The organism is Acinetobacter lwoffii (assembly GCF_022967985.1).
Classification (GTDB): Bacteria; Pseudomonadota; Gammaproteobacteria; order Pseudomonadales; family Moraxellaceae; genus Acinetobacter.
The window spans coordinates 182,600-200,836 of record NZ_JALJVC010000001.1 but is presented as its reverse complement, the minus strand read 5'-3'; the positions used below and the strand labels follow the sequence as shown (position 1 = coordinate 200,836).

Annotated in this window: 18 protein-coding genes and 2 pseudogenes; 5 read left to right on the top strand and 15 right to left on the bottom strand. The window is 42.4% G+C overall.

Going from position 1 to position 18,237, the window contains the following annotated elements; all coding sequences use genetic code 11:
- The first annotated feature begins 165 nt into the window (after window positions 1–165).
- Complete coding sequence (locus tag MWG72_RS00950; protein WP_247143050.1) at window positions 166–840, top strand: DUF1345 domain-containing protein; 675 nt, start codon at window positions 166–168, stop codon at window positions 838–840.
- 120 nt (window positions 841–960) lie between these two features.
- On the opposite strand, the gene MWG72_RS00945 is transcribed toward MWG72_RS00950, so the two are convergent.
- From MWG72_RS00945 to MWG72_RS00935, 3 genes are all read right to left on the bottom strand, one after another.
- Entirely contained in the window at window positions 961–1,458 is a 498-nt protein-coding gene (locus MWG72_RS00945; protein ID WP_004280652.1) for a DUF2505 family protein, read from the bottom strand.
- Between the two features lie 149 nt (window positions 1,459–1,607).
- Window positions 1,608–1,883, bottom strand: a complete 276-nt coding sequence (locus MWG72_RS00940; protein WP_247143049.1) for a hypothetical protein — start codon at window positions 1,881–1,883, stop codon at window positions 1,608–1,610.
- Between the two features lie 259 nt (window positions 1,884–2,142).
- The gene (locus MWG72_RS00935; protein ID WP_247143048.1) at window positions 2,143–2,628 is read right to left on the bottom strand and encodes a hypothetical protein; all 486 of its coding nucleotides are present in this window, start codon (window positions 2,626–2,628) and stop codon (window positions 2,143–2,145) included.
- Window positions 2,629–2,999: 371 nt separating this feature from the next.
- Here MWG72_RS00935 and MWG72_RS00930 point away from each other — a divergent pair, with 371 nt between their 5' ends.
- Entirely contained in the window at window positions 3,000–3,467 is a 468-nt protein-coding gene (locus MWG72_RS00930; RefSeq protein WP_247143047.1) for a GNAT family N-acetyltransferase, read from the top strand.
- Here MWG72_RS00930 and MWG72_RS00925 read toward each other — a convergent pair.
- The 5 genes from MWG72_RS00925 to MWG72_RS00905 all read right to left on the bottom strand — a co-directional run bounded on the left by MWG72_RS00925 (window position 3,464) and on the right by MWG72_RS00905 (window position 8,289).
- Complete coding sequence (locus tag MWG72_RS00925; protein ID WP_247143046.1) at window positions 3,464–5,275, bottom strand: sensor domain-containing diguanylate cyclase; 1,812 nt, start codon at window positions 5,273–5,275, stop codon at window positions 3,464–3,466. The two genes, MWG72_RS00930 and MWG72_RS00925, sit on opposite strands and share 4 nt — an antisense overlap.
- A 241-nt stretch (window positions 5,276–5,516) precedes the next feature.
- On the bottom strand, window positions 5,517–5,855 hold the full coding sequence (locus MWG72_RS00920) for an FKBP-type peptidyl-prolyl cis-trans isomerase (RefSeq protein WP_004280661.1): 339 nt from the start codon (window positions 5,853–5,855) through the stop codon (window positions 5,517–5,519).
- A gap of 85 nt (window positions 5,856–5,940) precedes the next feature.
- The gene (locus MWG72_RS00915; RefSeq protein WP_004731934.1) at window positions 5,941–6,564 is read right to left on the bottom strand and encodes an MgtC/SapB family protein; all 624 of its coding nucleotides are present in this window, start codon (window positions 6,562–6,564) and stop codon (window positions 5,941–5,943) included.
- Between the two features lie 85 nt (window positions 6,565–6,649).
- Window positions 6,650–7,180, bottom strand: coding sequence for a YaeQ family protein (locus tag MWG72_RS00910; RefSeq protein WP_044108573.1), 531 nt, complete (start codon window positions 7,178–7,180; stop codon window positions 6,650–6,652).
- Window positions 7,181–7,281: 101 nt separating this feature from the next.
- Entirely contained in the window at window positions 7,282–8,289 is a 1,008-nt protein-coding gene (locus MWG72_RS00905) for a CobW family GTP-binding protein (RefSeq protein ID WP_005265917.1), read from the bottom strand.
- 391 nt (window positions 8,290–8,680) lie between these two features.
- Here MWG72_RS00905 and MWG72_RS00900 point away from each other — a divergent pair, with 391 nt between their 5' ends.
- A complete protein-coding gene (locus tag MWG72_RS00900) occupies window positions 8,681–8,914 on the top strand; it encodes a hypothetical protein (protein ID WP_004645811.1) in 234 nt (77 codons plus the stop codon).
- Window positions 8,915–9,267: 353 nt separating this feature from the next.
- A pseudogene (locus tag MWG72_RS00895) lies at window positions 9,268–10,872 on the top strand (bifunctional 3-(3-hydroxy-phenyl)propionate/3-hydroxycinnamic acid hydroxylase).
- A gap of 82 nt (window positions 10,873–10,954) precedes the next feature.
- On the opposite strand, the gene MWG72_RS00890 reads toward MWG72_RS00895, so the two are convergent.
- The 7 genes and pseudogenes from MWG72_RS00890 to MWG72_RS00860 form a co-directional block, all read right to left on the bottom strand.
- Window positions 10,955–11,569, bottom strand: a complete 615-nt coding sequence (locus MWG72_RS00890) for a glutathione S-transferase family protein (RefSeq protein WP_247143080.1) — start codon at window positions 11,567–11,569, stop codon at window positions 10,955–10,957.
- Between the two features lie 132 nt (window positions 11,570–11,701).
- Window positions 11,702–12,594 (bottom strand): annotated as a pseudogene (locus MWG72_RS00885) (LysR substrate-binding domain-containing protein).
- Between the two features lies 1 nt (window position 12,595).
- A complete protein-coding gene (locus tag MWG72_RS00880; protein ID WP_005104033.1) occupies window positions 12,596–13,795 on the bottom strand; it encodes an MFS transporter in 1,200 nt (399 codons plus the stop codon).
- Window positions 13,796–13,835: 40 nt separating this feature from the next.
- Window positions 13,836–14,399: a TetR/AcrR family transcriptional regulator gene (locus tag MWG72_RS00875; RefSeq protein WP_247143045.1), complete on the bottom strand. Its 564-nt coding sequence runs from the start codon at window positions 14,397–14,399 to the stop codon at window positions 13,836–13,838.
- A gap of 150 nt (window positions 14,400–14,549) precedes the next feature.
- Window positions 14,550–15,071, bottom strand: coding sequence for an acyl-CoA thioesterase (locus MWG72_RS00870; RefSeq protein ID WP_004280680.1), 522 nt, complete (start codon window positions 15,069–15,071; stop codon window positions 14,550–14,552).
- 288 nt (window positions 15,072–15,359) lie between these two features.
- The gene (locus MWG72_RS00865) at window positions 15,360–15,536 is read right to left on the bottom strand and encodes a hypothetical protein (RefSeq protein ID WP_004731959.1); all 177 of its coding nucleotides are present in this window, start codon (window positions 15,534–15,536) and stop codon (window positions 15,360–15,362) included.
- A 339-nt stretch (window positions 15,537–15,875) separates the two neighbouring features.
- Window positions 15,876–16,880 (bottom strand): patatin-like phospholipase family protein, encoded by a 1,005-nt coding sequence (locus tag MWG72_RS00860; RefSeq protein ID WP_180086344.1) that lies wholly within the window; start codon window positions 16,878–16,880, stop codon window positions 15,876–15,878.
- A gap of 123 nt (window positions 16,881–17,003) precedes the next feature.
- Here MWG72_RS00860 and chrA point away from each other — a divergent pair, with 123 nt between their 5' ends.
- A complete protein-coding gene (gene chrA, locus MWG72_RS00855; protein WP_044111504.1) occupies window positions 17,004–18,209 on the top strand; it encodes a chromate efflux transporter in 1,206 nt (401 codons plus the stop codon).
- Window positions 18,210–18,237: the final 28 nt, after the last annotated feature.

Genomic DNA, 18,237 nt, shown 5'->3' with positions numbered 1-18,237 from the left:
ACGCCTGCTACGCGATCCGCGCAGTCAAATGACTCAACTCGAATCAGTTCGACACCTTTAGGATGAAATGTCGTAGAGGAAATAACTCAGACCGTTGCAATCTTCTTTATTGCAAACGGTTCTGTGCTAGGATCTTGAGAAGTCAGCAAAATAAATATAAATGACATGATGCAGTTTCTTCAGTCTATAAAAACGGCACTTCAATCCCGTCTGTATTTCTTTATTATTTTCCCAGCCATCATTGGATTTTATCTGATTTTACAGACCCTTACCCCTTTGAGCTGGTCAAGCTGCCTATTGATCAGCTGGAATATCGCGATTTACGCTTATTTATTATTGACCATAAAAAAACTCTGGCTTATTGATCATGCTCATATTCTGCAACGCGCCATGCAACAGGATGCCAGTAAATGGATCATTCTGTTTCCGGTGATCATCACCCTGATCATGTGTTTCATTGCGATTATTATTGAAATTAATCATTTACCCAAAGATACCACCATCCGGACCGGCCATTTAATCTTGTCAATTCTGACCATTATTTCAGCCTGGTTCTTGATACATACGGTTTTTGCAATTCATTATGCGCATGACTTTTATTTGGCACTCGACAAACAGCAACAAGGTGGTCTAGATTTTCCCAATACCACCAGACCGACTTATCCAGACTTTCTATATTTTAGTTATATCATCGGGACTTCTGCGCAAACTGCAGATGTATCCATTACTTGCCAATCCATGCGGGTTTTAAATACCCTACATTTGCTTTTGGCTTACGGATTCAATACCACCATTCTGGCCATCAGCATTAATGTAACGGCAAACTTTATCAGCACTTAAAAAGTTTTTTGGATAGTGGCAGTACCCTGAAAATAGCGATCTACCGCCCAATCAGCTACCACTACCCTGCGTCTAACCTGACCAGTTTTTAAATTAGGTCAATCACAGTATTTGATTGCTTCAAGCGGTGAGACCTTTACGCAATTCATCTTCGACGATGCTGAGTTCAATTTCACTAAATTTACGAATCTCACCTTCAGCATGCTTTTCTAGCATGCCACCCAGCAAAGGCACTTTGACTTTGACTGTCCAGTTTAACTGGAACTGGATCTGGTCTTCATCTCCAGTGACTGCACGCTGACAGATGGCCTCGATCGGCAAGTTCGCACCGAGTTGTACCGTCGAAGTCATTTCATTCAGATCACTGACATCGGTACGCTGCAAACGGAATGCATCTTTGAGTAATTTTTTTGCGATATCCGGAATATTAACATCCAGATTATAAGCGCGTTTCAGGGTATACATATGCCCCTGCTTTTCCGAAACCAGGATTTCCAAGTTTTGCGCAGGAATTCGATGGCAAACTGCCTCATGCAAACGAATATCATTGGCCAAACGCTTAAATTCATCAATAGACACGCCATTGATAATTGCTTTCACGGTGAACTGATGTGCCATGCTATTTTTTCCTTATTTTTATTACGATATTCGCCTATGCCACTCTCGGCTGATGCGAATAAAAATCAGATACAGAGATGACTCTGCAATTTATATCAACTTTATAGCGGATGTCATTATTCTTTTATCGGGAAATACCGGCAATCCGGTCAATGTTTGCAACATAGTTTTACTGAAAGCTGTGACTGTTCACAGCTGATCTGTAGCTGCGCTTCGCCATAATAGATCACGGCATGAAACTCATCAGCACCATCATCCAGACCGGAAACATAGTATTCTGTACCAACCGGGAAAGCCTGCAGCCAGTCAGCCTTATAAAAATCCGAGACCGAATCAAACTGTAAATACTGTTCAGGCTCAGCTTCGATCTTCATCGCCAGAGCAATAAACTTCTGTAATTTTGCTTGATGAAAATCAATGATCATAGCGCTCCTGCCTTTTTAGTCCGGATCATTGCTCGCCAGACTCCGTACATTCTAAACGACTATTTCAAGAATAGGACTCGCGAGTCTTGAGGTTTTTCTAGCGCAAGATTATGGCTTAAAGGAGATAAATTATATGGGCTATTTCCGCCAAGAGGCAGAAAAAATCTGAGCTAAGGCATGAGATACCTTTTCTGAATTATAATGGCTTAAGTACGTAGCCTGAGATCTTCAATCGTAGAAAATGACTGAAAGTTGTGTTCTAAGCACAGTCAGAATGCAAAAGTTCCCTGCGAATTTCATGCCGGTGCTCTTCTCCAAAACGGTCGACATGTGCATAGAATACGCCATAGCGACCGACATAATATTCCAGTGACTGATCATAAAAATTCCAGAAAATAGACCATTCACCTAAATCCATCTGACGAATCTGAGTGCCACTGTGCATCGGCATTTTTTGTAATAGTTCTTGCTGTAACTGTTCGGCCTGTGCCCGATTCTCAATATGCACCTCCCGTTGAAAGAATAGCTGTGCCACATCATCAAACAGTTCCACTTCATAAGCATCCACCAGATATACTTGCTGTTCTTGCTCGATGACCTCTTGCTCTGTCATGCTGGAAATCTGTGCCAGTTTTTCCGGACGCTGACGCGCCAGATGGCGCTGAGCTTTATAGATCTTTCTGCCTACGATCCAGGCAGCATTCAACATGAATAAAACACATAACAAGAGCAGTAATTTCAGCATGGTTAATGATCTCATGTGACTAATTTTATTTTTATGGTTATAGGATCAAGATTCATTTGCATAGTCCCTTTTGACTCAGCATACGTCTATTTTTTGTACAGTGCAAACTTGAAGCTTATTTTTACTATTTATCCTCTCTGTTTGCTCATTTTTACCCAGATTCGAACTTCGATTTATTTAAAAATTGATTTACTTTGATTTGTTATTTTTAACTCTGTAATGAGATTTAAGAATTTAAGATAAACAAACAGGACAAATCAGCAACAGAACCAATCTTCACATTGATAAATCACAGCAAAGATGCTCAAAAAACTACAATATTGTTCTGTTTTTTACCCTCTTCTTTTTTATCAAATAAACCTTCACTATAAATGTTGGAGAAAATGAATAATATTATGATTCGTGAAGGGAAGGTCGAAGATATACCTCAAATTATTCAGGTCATTCACGACAGCATTCAGTCCTGTGTACTGGATCATCAGCGTGAAGAAAGCAAAATTCAAACCTGGCTAGAAAAATTTGATCATGCCAGCCTGATTGTCGATATGCTGTATAACGATTGCTGGGTTTATCTCATCTATGACAAGGTCGTCGGGTTCTTATTGGTCAGTGATACTGGAGAAATCCGGATGCATTATGTGGCCCAACACTGCCAAAGACTGGGATTTGGCACCGAGTTATTTCAACAAATGCATCGCGCTTTATTAAAGAAAAAAATTCATCAGATTGAAATACAATCTACCCAAACTGCCTTAAGTTATTATCAACACTGCGGCTTTCATCCCCATTCTGCCGAGCCAGAAGATGAATCGCGTTATCTGTATAAATATGTTTTTTAATCGGCCTCTTTTTCAATTTTTAACTGATCACGTCCGGCCTGTTTGGCGGCGTAGAGCTGCACATCTGCCGCTTTCATCAATTCATGAATATCTGCATAGCCATGTTTTTGTTCAACCCAGGCCGCGCCCATACTAACCGTAACATAATCTTTTTCATCTGGCCGATTCAGATGTTGCATACGCTGTTCCCGAATATGGTTTAACACATTTTCCAGATTTTTAAGGGCAGTTTGAACCGGCATTCCAGTGAGCAGAATCGCAAACTCTTCACCACCATAACGTGCCAGATAGCCAGACGGTGGCAAAGTGCCTTGAATAATCCTGACCAGATTTTTCAGGATTTCATCGCCTTTTAAGTGGCCATAGTAGTCATTATAATTTTTAAAAAAATCGACATCGAGCATGGCAAAAATCAAGGTATGTTGCGGCTGTTGTTGGGTCTGTATAAACTGCTGCTGGATTTCATGATTTAAGGCACGCCGGTTAAAAGCTCCGGTCAGTGCATCAATATTCATCTGCTGTTCCAGTTTGGCATTCACTTCACGCAGCTGCTGGGTACGCTCTTTGACTTTTTGATCGAGCGAATTATTGAGTGCGATCAGGTTCAGGTTTAGCTGTTCAGTCTCATAAGTTTGATGTGCATAATGTCTGGACTGCTGAAACATGATTAATAAGGCATAGATACTGGTTGAGATAAAGAACAGATGCGTGGTTTTAATTACATTGATCAGCAACAGATAATCATTCAAAAAAGTGACACAAAGGAAAATAATTGCAATCAGATTTAAACGCGAATAATGCTCTTTATAACGTAGGGTCTGATAAAAGCCATAAATAAAATTACCGATGATGACCAAGGCGAAAATCGCACTAAATAGGGCTACTCGTTCAGATATCTCAGGAGGTGAAAATAGGGTGAAAGTAATGTTAAAAACCAGTAATGCCACAGCGATATAATAAATCACCGGATTTAGATAACGTCGGTTAAACAGATGCATATAACTGAGAAAAAAGAAGGCAGCAATAAAAGTAAACAAATACTCTAAGCGGGTTCCCCACAGCCAATTAATATTGGTAAATACCGAATAGGCATAAGGTGCAGAAAACAGATTATGCAGGGCCAAAAAGACAATAAACCAGCCAAAAACAAAGATACTTTTACTGTTACGTTCTCGTGATCCCCGGAATATCGAAAATAGAATGGTAAACACCCCCACCCCAAGTACCGCGCCGCACACCATGGCAATACTCATCATGAGCTGCTGGAATTGGCGATTGATGGTAGCTGCAACGCCGATCTGCATTGGTCGTTCGAGACCGCCATGCAAGTGGGTATAATTGGAAGCCTGAATGCTTAAGGTAATATACTCAGTGTCTGGAACAAAATAGCCAATACGCGGTGCTTTCTCAGTCACCTGTTTGTCAGGTGTGGTACTGATTTCCCCGAGACGGACAATAAACTGTCCATTGACATATACCCGATAGGCGCCGTATTGGGTTGGAATCCGAATCGCGATGCGTCGCCCGAGAAATTCTTTCGGAATTTTAAAATAGCCAATAAAGGTACCGTAGCCAGAGTTTGAACCCGCTAGAGTTTTAAAAGAGGCTGGCAATTCAACTGTTTTTGACTGGAGTACGGGGCTGGGCTGAACAATAAACTGACTCGGATAAAACAGCCATTTTCCCTGCAAGGCACTAGTGCTATGTTCGGTAAAATGAACTTCAGTAATATGGTCGTGAGATTGCTGCTGAAATGACGGCGAAGGGAGTTCATCCTGAGCGATTGCTGAACTTATGATGCAAGTCATCCAGCTCAAGGCACAGACAAATACGAAAAAACAGACATTCCTTATCAAGTTATGCAAATACGTTATATCTCAAAATAATTCTTTATTATTCTTATAATCTACAAGGAATATTTTTGATTTCAAATCTTTTTAGATGTTTTTTGTAGCGTCTCCGGCACAGTCTATTTTGAAGCGACTGTACCAGAACCTTCATACATTTTTGAATAAAAAATATATTTTACATTCAGCAAGTTAAATCATTTTAATCACGTGTTTTTACATCAAACAGTTCAATTTCAAAAATCAGGTTGGAATTGGCTGGAATGACTTTACCCATTTTACGTTCGCCATAGGCCAAATGTGCAGGCACCATCAGTTTACGCTTGCCACCAACTTTCATTCCCAGAATCCCCTGATCCCAACCTTTGATCACACGACCGGTACCAATGACAGTTTCAAAATAATTACCACGGTCAATAGAAGAATCAAACTTGGTTCCATCTTCCAGCCAGCCGGTATAGTGCGTGGTAATTAAGGCACCTTTTACCGCTTCTTTACCTTCGCCTACTTTTAAATCAATAATTTCAAGTTCGTTGATCATGGTTATTTACCTGAGAGGAGCATAAAATTCAAAGCTCAGTATAAACTGGATTGCTCTGTTTTTTTAAGCTTGGGACATTGATGGGTTAAAAGCTGAGTTCCTGAATATTCTTATCATTGAGTAAATACTGGGTTAATTCTTGATGATTCTTGGCCGATCCCATCAGAATCCAGCGTCCGACAATCTGTTGATCAATTTTTTTTTGTGAGGAATGCACCACTTTTAACTCATAACGTTTAAATAACATTTCGTAGTGATCGGAATCATTCTGATCGAATGGGCAGACGATTTCATAGCTGCGTTCCTGATTCAGAGATTCAATGCCACGCTGAACATACATTAATAGAACCAGCACCGCCATGACAATAAAAGTAGCCCAAATACTTAAGAGTTCATAGCCAGCACCGACTGCCATGCCGAGTGCTGCCGTCATCCAGATGGTAGTCGCGGTGGTAATTCCAGAAATACGGTTATCATCTTTCAGGATAACACCAGCGCCCAGAAAACCCAGCCCAGTCAAGACATTGGCGGCCAGCCGGTCAGGATTGGCCACGCCTATTTTCAGGGAGATAATGGTAAATAAACAGGAACTCAGACTGACCATAATCATGGTACGCAATCCAGCAGATTTACTGTGATACTCACGCTCTGCACCAATAATTGCGCCAATCGCGACAGCTAGCAGTAAATCATAAAGTTCATGGTACATGGTGCAACCCTGCGTATTCTTATTCCTCAGATATACGCAATTTGAGCTACAGGATACAAGTCCAGACTTGCATCCTTATTTGGCCTTATTGTAACTGTTCCCACTCCACCAGCACCTGGCCCTGATCGCCAATCAAGGTCCATTCACCATCCATCACATTGAGCTGTAACTGCATGGTGCGTTCGCATAACTGTGGCAATGCGTCGGTGGTTGCGGTAGATAACTTCCACACTTCCACATTTTTTAAGATTTTTAATTTGCTGCTGCGCTTATACCATTCATCCACCGCAGAACCATAGGTGACAACTGCGACCTGCTTGCAACGCGCACTGGCCTTTTTGACTTTATCTTCATCCGGGCTACCGACTTCAATCCATTTGACCAGTTGACCGGTCAGATCTTTTTCCCAGAGTGCCGGTTCATCGGTTTCAAAAAGATCCTTGGTAAATTCCAGCGCTTCATCGGCATAGCGTGCATAGGCCAAAATACGCACCATCAAGCGTTCAATGGTTTCTGAAGGATGCAGCGCCATCGTCAGCTGATAGTCTGCATAACGATGCGTATCCATGTCCGCAATATTCAAATCAACCTTATAAATCGTCGCTTTTAACGCCATCACATAATCCTCAAATTTGGCGCCTAGCATATAAGATTTAGCGCTATTTTGCTGAACAGATTTAGGCCAATAATTCATTCAGCGCACTAGAAACAGTACCATTATTTCTCTGGATCCATACGACATTGCATCAGGGCAGTTTCAAAGGCCAGCCAATCCCGTGACTGTTGATAAATCACTTCTACCCGGTTATCAATGCCTTCATCTGCCGACTGATAATTAAACTGCTCAGGATTAAAATTAAAGCTTTTCCAGCCTTGATCCGTATTAAAAATTCCCTTGATTCTGAGCCAGTCTTTTTGTTCACAGAGCAGATCCAGCAGATCATAAAAATTGAATTGCCAGCGTTTTGGCAATTTCCAGCCCGCAACCTGATAACCCTGCGCGCTTTCTACATAATGATAAGGCATTTGCTGAATCACTAAGGGCGTATCTGCTGAACGGGTGATCTGTTGCTGTTTTAACAAAGGCTGAATCTGACGGGCGGAACCCCGATAGTCCTGCTTGATCAGTTCGATATCGAGTTGTCCATGCTCGGTGAACAACCACTGTTGGGCATAAGGTTGATATTCTGTCTGAAGTTGCGTGAGTGCTGCGTGGTCTGCGGTTGTCATCAAGTCAGTATGTGAAATCACCACAATATGCGCTGCCTTGAGTTGGTCTGCGTACAGGTTTTGCTGAGTCCAGTCTCGATCATGCAAACGTGAACCATCTACCACTGTGACCAATGCCTGCATGTTTAAATGACTCTGCCAGTGCGGTTCGGTCAGCTGTTCCAGTAATTGGCCAGGATGCCCCAGTCCGGTAGGTTCGATAAACAGACGATCCGGTTTCACTTCTGACAGCAGGCGTGACAAGGCAATCTGCATCGGCAATTGGCTACTGCAACATAGACAACCACCCAACAGCTCTTTGACCGCATAACCCTGATCTTGCGGCAATAACTGCTGGTCTACCCCAATCTGGCCGAATTCATTCATTAGCACAGCCCAGATTTCCTGTTCCGGTTTTTGCTGTAATAAATGTTTGAGTAGTGTGGTTTTACCTGCACCCAAAAATCCGGAAATGATATGGACAGGAATAGCCTGCGACGCTGACAGAATTTTCAAAATCGACTCTCAAGAGATTGAATAGAAATAGCAATACTCTGCATTATAAAGCACAGTGTGACTTCAAAATGCGTGTTCTTCGCAAACACGGCGTGAAAATCACAGAGATAAAAATTAATGGAATGATCCCAAATTACCAATTTTCTATGTTAACTTTTATTTCAAATTGGATTCTTGAAATATTCACACACACTTTCATTAAATAAAACTCCGCATAATTAACAGAAATAAAACAACTTTCTCAGTTTTGTATCTGCTGGGTTATTCCCTGCGTGTCGCTTTTGTTAATTGATTTGCTCAGTAAAATTTCAGTGCTTAGGATGGGCATCTGTCGAATTGATGTGATGGTCAGCTCGGCAGATTACATGACATGAATAAAAGGATGCCAAAAATGAAATATGCACAAATCTTACTTGCCACTACGCTTACTGCTGCTGCAGCCACCAGTTTTGCTGATAGTAAAACTACAGATGCTAAAACCACCACTGCAGAAGAAAAAGTGATTGTGACTACCCAGGAATTACCTGAATCGAATGCTCCTGTTGCAGGCGCATCTGCAGAGCAGCCTGCTGCCTCTGAAGCTGCTGCGGAAACTACGACACCTGCAAAACCTGCTGCACGTTAAGTGATTGAACAACTCGTTTAATCCTTCAATGAAGATATCAGGGACAGTAATTCTCCAGTAGGCTTTGTCCTATACTGCCCCCGATATTATTCTATGCTGAATCATGCTTGATGCTGGTTCAGCATTTTTATTGCATAAAATCTATTTATCACCATAGTCAAAACTGATCATAGAATTAATACAGGCTATCAAATTTTTATTATTTTTATAATTAAAATCAATTATTTATTTAAAAACCACCTATTTCAATCCAATATCATCCATATACTTAAGCTACTATCGCCTAACTTGTTTCTGGCTTCTAACTGTCCCTTAATAGCATCAAATGCAAGTCGATTGAGTGGACATTCGCTATGAGCAATACTAATTACACTACTGAAGTGGCAATCCTTGGCGCCGGCCCTGTAGGCTTAACCATTGCCAACTATCTGAGCAAGCAAGGCGTAGCTGTCACGATTGTCGAGTAACTGGATAGTTTGATTGATTATCCACGTGCGATTGGAATCGATGATGAATCCTTACGTACCATTCAATCTTTGGGTTTAGTCGATCAAGTCTTACCGCATACCACTCCGAATCATGCGATGCGCTTCTTGACGCCTAAAGGTCGCTGTTTTGCAGATATTCAGCCTTTAACACGTGAGTTTGGTTTCTCGCGCCGTAATGCCTTTATTCAGCCACAAGTCGATAACGTCCTACTGCAAGGCTTAAAGCAATATAAAAACACCCAAGTGCTATTTTCTCGTCAATTGACCCAGTTTAGTCAAGATGCTGACGGCGTAACACTCAATCTGCAAAATAAAGAGGGCGATGCAGAAACCATCCGCGCTCAATATCTGATTGCCTGTGATGGCGGTAATTCATATGTGCGCCGCAACCTAGGCATTGCCTTTGAAGGTGAAACCGCACCGAATCAATGGATCGTGATTGACCTTGAGAATGATCCGCTTGCTACACCACATATTTACTTATGTTGTGATCCGGTTCGTCCTTATGTATCAGCCGCATTGCCACATGGTATTCGCCGTTTTGAATTTATGGTTATGCCGGGTGAAACGCAGGAAGAACTGAGCAAACCGGAAAATATTGCCAAACTTCTTTCTAAGGTTTTACCAAGCACAGATGGTATCGAAGTGATCCGTCAGCGTGTCTATACCCATAATGCTCGTATTGCCGACAAGTTCCGTGTCGACCGTATTTTACTTGCCGGTGATGCAGCGCACATTATGCCGGTATGGCAAGGTCAGGGTTATAACAGCGGTATGCGTGATGCCTTTAACTTGGCCTGGAAAATGGCGCTGGTTGTTCAAGGCAAAGCTGGCCCAGCACTTTTAGATTCGTATCAGATCGAACGTAAAGACCATGCCAAGGCGATGATTGACCTGTCGGTGATGGCAGGTCACGTACTGGCACCACCGAAAAAATGGCAAGGTTTTGTTCGTGATGGTATTGCCTATGCCCTGAACTACATCAAGCCGATCAAACAGTACCTGCTGGAAATGCGTTTCAAGCCAATGCCGAAATATCATGACGGCGCACTTTTGAGTAACGGAGCCAAGAACTCTCCAGTCGGTAAGATGTTTATCCAGCCTCAAGTTCAACTGGCTTCGGGTGAAACCGTATTACTGGATGAAGTGATCGGCAATGATTTTGCGATTATTGCCTGGGGTGTTGATCCGAAATGGGGTCTTAGTCCGGAGACGTTGCAACAGTGGAAATCGCTCGGCGTGAAATTCATCCAGGTAATTCCTGCGGTGCAATTGCAAAATAACCAGCGCAAAGAGTATGAAGATGTCATCACTATTGGTGATATCGGCACAGATATCCGCTCGTGGTTTGGCAACACGTCTGATTCAGTTGTGATCTTGCGTCCTGACCGTTTCGTAGCTGCCCTGGCCATTCCTCAATCGATGGAAAGCACCAGCCAGCAACTGTTTAAAAAGCTTTATCTGAAATAATATTAGAGTCACTTTTCACCACGCTTCGGCGTGGTTTTTTTTATTATTTTTATATATTCCGGACAATATATAGACTGGGGAATTAGACTCGGTATTCCTGAAACCAGGGAATATCTTTCAGGGAATCACGACGAGCCATCTGCTGCAAAAAAGGTTTGAACTCGTCAAATGGCGGTAAAATTTTCGCAGAGATTGCAAAGATCAAACAGTAAGCCACATAGAGATCCGCCGCCGAGACTTTTTCACCCAACAGATAAGGATTGGCCTGCCCGATGCCCTGTTTCAGAAAATCAAATACGGCTACTTCATTCCCAAAACTTAAACTTCTCCGGTTCTTTTCAATATTTTCTGGCGACACCTGTAAATTTTTTATATCGATATATTCGGTAAAGGGTCCATGACAGAAAAACATCCATTTCAAATACGCCCCACGCTTCGGATCATCCAAAGTAGGTGCCAATCCTTTGTCACGATATTTATCTGCCAGATAGATAAAAATGGCGGCCATTTCTGAAATGACGACATCCTGATCTACCAGACAGGGAACTTTTCCCATCGGATTGATCTGTGTATACGCCTGCTGATGCATATGCCCATAGGCGACTTCCACCTGTTCAATCTGGTCTTCAATCTGCAATTCTTTCAGCAAAGGCAACAAGGTTAGGCCACGTGATTGTGGGTTATTATAAAGCTTCATCATCCTGCTTCAACCGGTTTTTTATTGTTAGATGTTCAGTATAAAGCGATTTGCAGTTCCGATTTAAAAGGATGTGCTACAGATCGTTTCTGTCGCACGGCTTTTTCGATGGGCTGATCAACGATGCAGATATTAAAAAAGGTCCACACAAAACTTTTCTTTTAATACTTTCAAAATCAGATCAATCACCACATGTTTTTGATCCTTGCGATAATTGGCATACAGTCCAATCATCGGTAACGGTTCCAGGGTCTTTTTCACCACAATATTATCGCCGAGCAATGGAATCACATAGGCCGGCACCAGACTCCAGCCCACACCCATCCCTACCAGATTGACATTGAGCAGAATATTGGTGGAATACTGCACCACATTTACCTTTAATTTGGACTGCTTAAAAAAATCCTGAATCAGCTTATGCAGTTGCGGTGAGGACTACTCATCACTAATTACAAAATCCTGATTTTCAAAACTCTTGATACTGACATAGGGCAAGGCCGCAGCCGGGGAATCTTTGGGCACAATCAAGGTTAAAGGCTCATCAAAAATGCGGATCGAATCAAACTCACTTAACTGCCCCGGATAACGGGTAAAGGCAATGTCGATCTGTCCATTTCTTCAGGCACTAAGCTGCTCTGCATCGGTCAGACTATGAAACTGTGCTTTCAGTTCAGGAAAATGCGCGCGGATATTCGGCATGATATAAGGAAAGACTTTCATTTCCGCGACCGGCACGAATCCGATATTCAGCTGATCCTGCTGTGCATTCGCGATCTGTCTGGCAGTCTGAATGGCGCGCTCTGCATGCTCAAGACTCAGTAAAGCTTCTTTTAAAAATGCCTGACCGGCTTCAGTGAGCCCGACCTTACGGTTATTCCGCTCTAGCAACTGTACGCCAACCTCACGTTCCAGATCCTTGATTTGCTGGCTCAATGAAGGCTGACCGTATTTAATTTTTCCGCGGCACGGGTAAAGTTCAGTTCCTGCGCCACCGTAACGAAATAACGTAAATGCCTTAATTCCATTTTATAACTCCAAACTTGCCGGGCGCTTATTTTGCTTTTTGGCAACATACTGACGATAAACCAATATCGTCACAATGACGAGTGCGGCACTCAAAACATAAGTAGTTTCAAAGCCCCAATAGGCAATCAATACTCCCATTGCCACGGAACCGATCGCTAAACCCAGATCAAACAGGGTAAAGAAGGTTGAAATCGCATGTCCCATACGCTGTTTGTCGACCGACTGAATGGCCAAGGTCTGCAAACATGGGAATAGTGAACCATAACCGATCCCAATAAACACCGCCGACAACCATAATATCCATTGATTGGAAATCAGGCTGACAATCACCAGACCAATGGCAAAGAAAATAAATGAAGGATAAATAACTGCACTGGGTCCCTTACGGTCATAAATCTTTCCAACCCAAGGTCTGACCAGCAACATGGACGCTGCAAAGACAATAAAGAATACGCTGGTATAGCCCAAAAGCTGCTTGGTTTCACTAAATGCAGTAATAAAACTCATGATGCCCGAGTAGGCAAAAGCGGTTAGTAAAGCCACAAAACTTACCGCCAGAACTTTGACTTCCAGAATATCCTGCAAGCTCAAGCTGGTTTTTTCTGTGCTTATAGCTTCAGGTTTTGGTAACTCTGTGATTTTGAGCATCCAACAGAAAATGAGCCCCAAAGAAATGATAACGGCAAGAATGCCAAATAAGACTTTGAAGCTGGTGAACTGAATTACGGTCAATGCCAGCAAGGGCCCAAAAACCACACCCAGATTGGTCGACATGACGAAATAGCCCATGCCCTCACCTTTGCGCTGTTCAGGAATAAATTCATTAGCGACGGGTACTGCCACCGTGGTCAGAATACTGAACCAAATACCATGTAAAAAACGCACCAGCAACAGCGACCACATGCTATCTACCAGCAAATAACTAAAGGAAAATAAGGCAAAAATCACGCCTGCACCGCGCATCGAGATTTTCTTGCCGAGCTTTTCGATGATCATGCCGGAAAATGGCCGAACCGCAATCGAAGAGGCCAAAAATAGCGTCAGCGCCAGACCCGCTTCTTTTACCGAACCGCCCAGATCTTTCATGATGTAAATCGGCAAGATGGTCAGTAAGGCAAAATAATAAACAAACAGGAAAAAATTATTGAATAAGCACAAGATAAATGAGCGATTCCATAACCGCTCAGCGCTAACTGACATAATCACCAACTCTTAAAATTTGTAGGGAAATAGCACAAACTCAGGCTTGAACAGTGACCGGATGCAAGGCCAACTCGACCAGATTCTGGATATAGTGTTCATCTGGAATCCGGTTGAAAAAAATGATCTGGTAATGAATCGGGCCGTATAAGGTATCCAGCATCAAATCAAAAGGATAATCAGCGCGGATTTTTCCCCGTTCAATCGCTTGCTGAATCAGTTGATGGGTCTGTTGCCGACGTGGCAAGAGATATTGCTGAAAGAACTCACCTGCCAGTTCGCGGTGATTGGCAATCACTACCAGCAAAGCCCGACCGACCGGATGATTCAGCGCTTGAGATAAAGAACCGAGTTGTTGAATGAGATTGCTTTTCAGGCTTTTAGAGGTATCCAGCTCAAATACCGAAGCTGTATGCTGTTTGAAAGTGTCCAGCACCAGTTCCGATTTATGTTTCCACCATCGATAAATCGTGGACTTGCCAACACCGGCACGTGCCGCTACATCTTCAATCGTCAGCTGATGATATTCACATTCTGCCAGCGCATCTGCGACCGCCTGTAAAATGCACTGCTGTCGTCGGGAACTTTTTTCATCACTGCTCATATTTTTCTACTTAACTTTTAAGATCTAAAAATCAAAACGATACGTATCGTTTTATATTAGGGTAAAAAATAACAAAGCTCCAGTGAAAAACTGAAATTGATGCAAAAAAAAGACCTTCATATGAAGGTCTTTTCTCAATCACGATTTAACTTAACTCTGTGCAGTCTTTTTATAAATGCTGCATGAAGGATGATGATTTTCTTGCAAACGCGCGACTTTACGCTGTTCTGCTGCTTCAAAACGGCAACGTTTCCAGTCATTGTCCAGGTTCAAAGCTGGAATCTGTTTTGGTTTACCATTTTCATCCACCGCAACCATGGTGAAATAACAGCTATTGGTATGACGTACCGTTCTCTTTTGAATATTCTGGGCTTCTACACGAATCCCGATTTCCATTGAAGTACGGCCAACATGATTCACACTGGCCAGAAAGGTAACAAGCTCACCAACGTGAATCGGCTCTTTAAAATTCACCTTGTCTACAGATAAGGTCACGACATAACTACCCGAATAGCGACTTGCACACGCATACGCCACCTGATCCAATAATTTCAGAATGGTTCCACCATGAACATTTCCTGAAAAATTTGCCATATCTGGCGTCATGAGAACTGACATCGTTAACTCTGACTGGTCATCCGACACTGCTGCAATTTGATCTAAAGGGGCCATCGTTTTCTTTGAACTCTTTGAATGACAAGGTTATCGTTTATTATTATAGCGTTTTTAACATGAATAAAATGTTCAATTCGGCAAATGAAGCATCACAATTATTGATATAGAAAATGTATTCATACAGAAAAAAATATATTTAATTGCTTAAAATCTCAGTTAGAAAGTTAAGTGCCAATAAATCAACACTTATTTATCTGGGGGTTGATCACACAGCAACTGAGAATTTTTCACTGTTTTAAGCTCTGAAAAAAAATAATTCAGGAAAATAAAAAGGCTCTGCGTGATTTAAAGCATCACTGGCCTGAGCATTTCCTGCGCCACGTTCTGATAACTTAAAATTTGTTGACCATCCAAGGTCGTTTCAACGGTAAAAGAACCATCCTGATGGGTCGCGGTCACTGTAAAAATATAGTGTTCGAATTGTGCCAGTTTGACCTGCTGTCCAATTTTAATATGCATCATGATGTCTACATCTGTGTAGTGATCTTTTCAAACTGCATTCTGGCATGAACATCGATGCTTTTGAATATTTGATCAACTTAAGTATACGAATAATAATATTAAAATTTTAATTTAAGACGAATAAGGCTTATTATTTAAAACAATATACTTATAATTCAATTTGTTATATTTAAAATTAATTTTATCTTTTGCGATAATTCCGACTGACTGATACACATAGGCAATCATCTTATCTTTTATAACAATCAGTTAAGCGTTACAGCCGATGATCCGTTATCCTTTTGATTGAATATCCCTATACTGCGATATAGGGATAAACAGAAATTTCAAAAAAAAGATTTATTGAGCTTGATGTTCATGTACCACAAACTGTGGAATACGATGTCCTTGAGCATAATCATGTTTTTGGTAGGCTTGTGAAATTTCCATTAACTTTAACTGGGTCGCCTCGGCACCAGCCTGCATGGTGAGTTCCCTGCCACGTACATCAAAGATATGGCCTTTTTCGCGTAAGTCCGGCTGAATCACCACATCTGCATGCTTTAATTCTTCATGCGCCAGATGTTGCTGCATAATATTGATGTTCTGGTTAAACAGTCCCCAGACATTGCTGGTTTCCGTGTGAATGGGTTGTGCCAGAATATCTACCGCAATCACAATGTCGGCTCCCAACTCACGTGCCACATCGATCGGCACCGGACTGACTAGACCACCATCTACATATTCTTTACCTTGAATGATGGTCGGAATAAACATACTCGGAATCGAGACTGAAGCACGTACCGCCTGTCCGGTATTGCCATAGTTAAAGACGACTTTCTTGCCTTCTTTCAGCGCGGTTGCTACCACAAACATTGGGATTTTCATGGCTTCAAGCGGGGTTTGATCGACCTGCAAATTGACATAATCTTCAACTTTCTTGCCATCAAAAAAGCCTTTTCTGGCTAGTTTGATATCACGGACATCATTCGGTCGCATGCTGAGGGCAATATTGCGCAGTTCAATCGCCGGTTTACCACTTGCATAAATGGATCCCACAATGCTTCCCGCACTGGTTCCAACAATAAAATCTGGTTGAATACCCGCCTGTTCCAGTACTTCCAGCGCACCAATATGCGCATAACCACGCGCACCGCCACTGCCTAGGACTAAAGCAACTACCGGACGCTGTTGGGTTTGCTTGATCTTTTGAAAATCAATTTGATTTGGACGTGCCTGAGCTTCTCCGCGTTGTGCAGCAGGTTGTAGATGACTGGTCGCCGCTTGGGCTGTCATTGGGGTCGTTTGGCAAGCACTTAGGCCAAATGTACCCAGTATCACCATACTCAACACATATTTCTGCATGCAGAGAATGTCCTCATTAATCTAAAGCAGCATAGTGTATAAACACATGCATAAATAGTCTGTAGAATTTCGTAAAACTGTCATACAGTTCAGCTACTTTATCTTCATTTTTCCCATAACTGTATGCCTTCAATCTCATTGTATCGGATTTTCCTGATTTTCCTGCAACTGGGCTGCATTTCATTTGGCGGTCCGGCAGCACATCTGGTGTTTTTTCACCGAAAATTTGTAACCCAACTGCAATGGTTGAATGACACCCAATACAGTCAACTGGTCGCTTTGGCACAACTTTTACCCGGGCCGAGCAGCAGTCAGGTGGGGCTGTCGATCGGTTATCTGCAACGGGGCTATACTGGTGCCGTGATCGCATGGCTGGGTTTTACCCTACCCTCAATGATTCTGATGACCTTGGTGGCGCTCTTGGGTCAAAGCTATTTCCATATTTTAAACTCAAACAGCTTTCATACCATCCAGTTAATTGTATTTTCTGTCATCGCCTGGGCATTCTGGCAAATGCTGAGAAGCTTCTGTAAAACGGCCTGGCAATACTCAGTCTTAATCCTTTCTGTCATATTATTGATGGTGGTTTCAGTGAGTTTTAACCAGATTCTGGTGATTATGCTGGGCGCAGTCTGTGGACTCTTGGCCGGACATTTTTCCCAATCAGATTCGAAACCCAAAGAAATTAACAAAACGGCAATCAGCTTGCCTTATATTCGATCTGCCGCTGCGCCCTATTGGCTGCTGGCATTTATCCTGCCATTTTTGCTGCTGCCCTTAGCAGGCAAATTATGGGGCCAATCGGAGCTACAATTTTTTTCTAATTTCTATCAGACTGGCTCGCTGGTGTTTGGTGGCGGTCATGTAATTCTGCCTTTGCTGCATCAGGATTTTGTCACAACCGGTTTAGTCAGTGCAGAGTCTTTTGATCTTGGCTATGCATTTACCCAGCTAATGCCGGGACCTTTATTCAGTTTTGCCAGTTATATTGGTGCTTTGCTGCCTTGGACGCCTTATGCCTGGCTGAATACATTGTTAGCGACCTGTGCAATCTTTTTACCTTCATTTTTCTTGATCTTTGCCACCTTGCCTTACTGGTCGTGGTTGATGCAGCAGCGCCATATTCATCAGGCGGTGATGGGCATCAATGCTGCAGTGGTGGGTTTGTTACTATATTTATTGTTGGATCTTTCACAACGCTATTTTAGCTATGGTTCCGACCTGGTCTTTGTCGCAGTGATGATTGCCCTGCTACGCTCAAAATTACCAGTCTGGTTCAGCCTGATTTTGGGCTTCGTGCTTTATCAAAGTTATTTAAATTTCTTTTAAATAACTTTGGCACAAAAAAGCCCCGAAT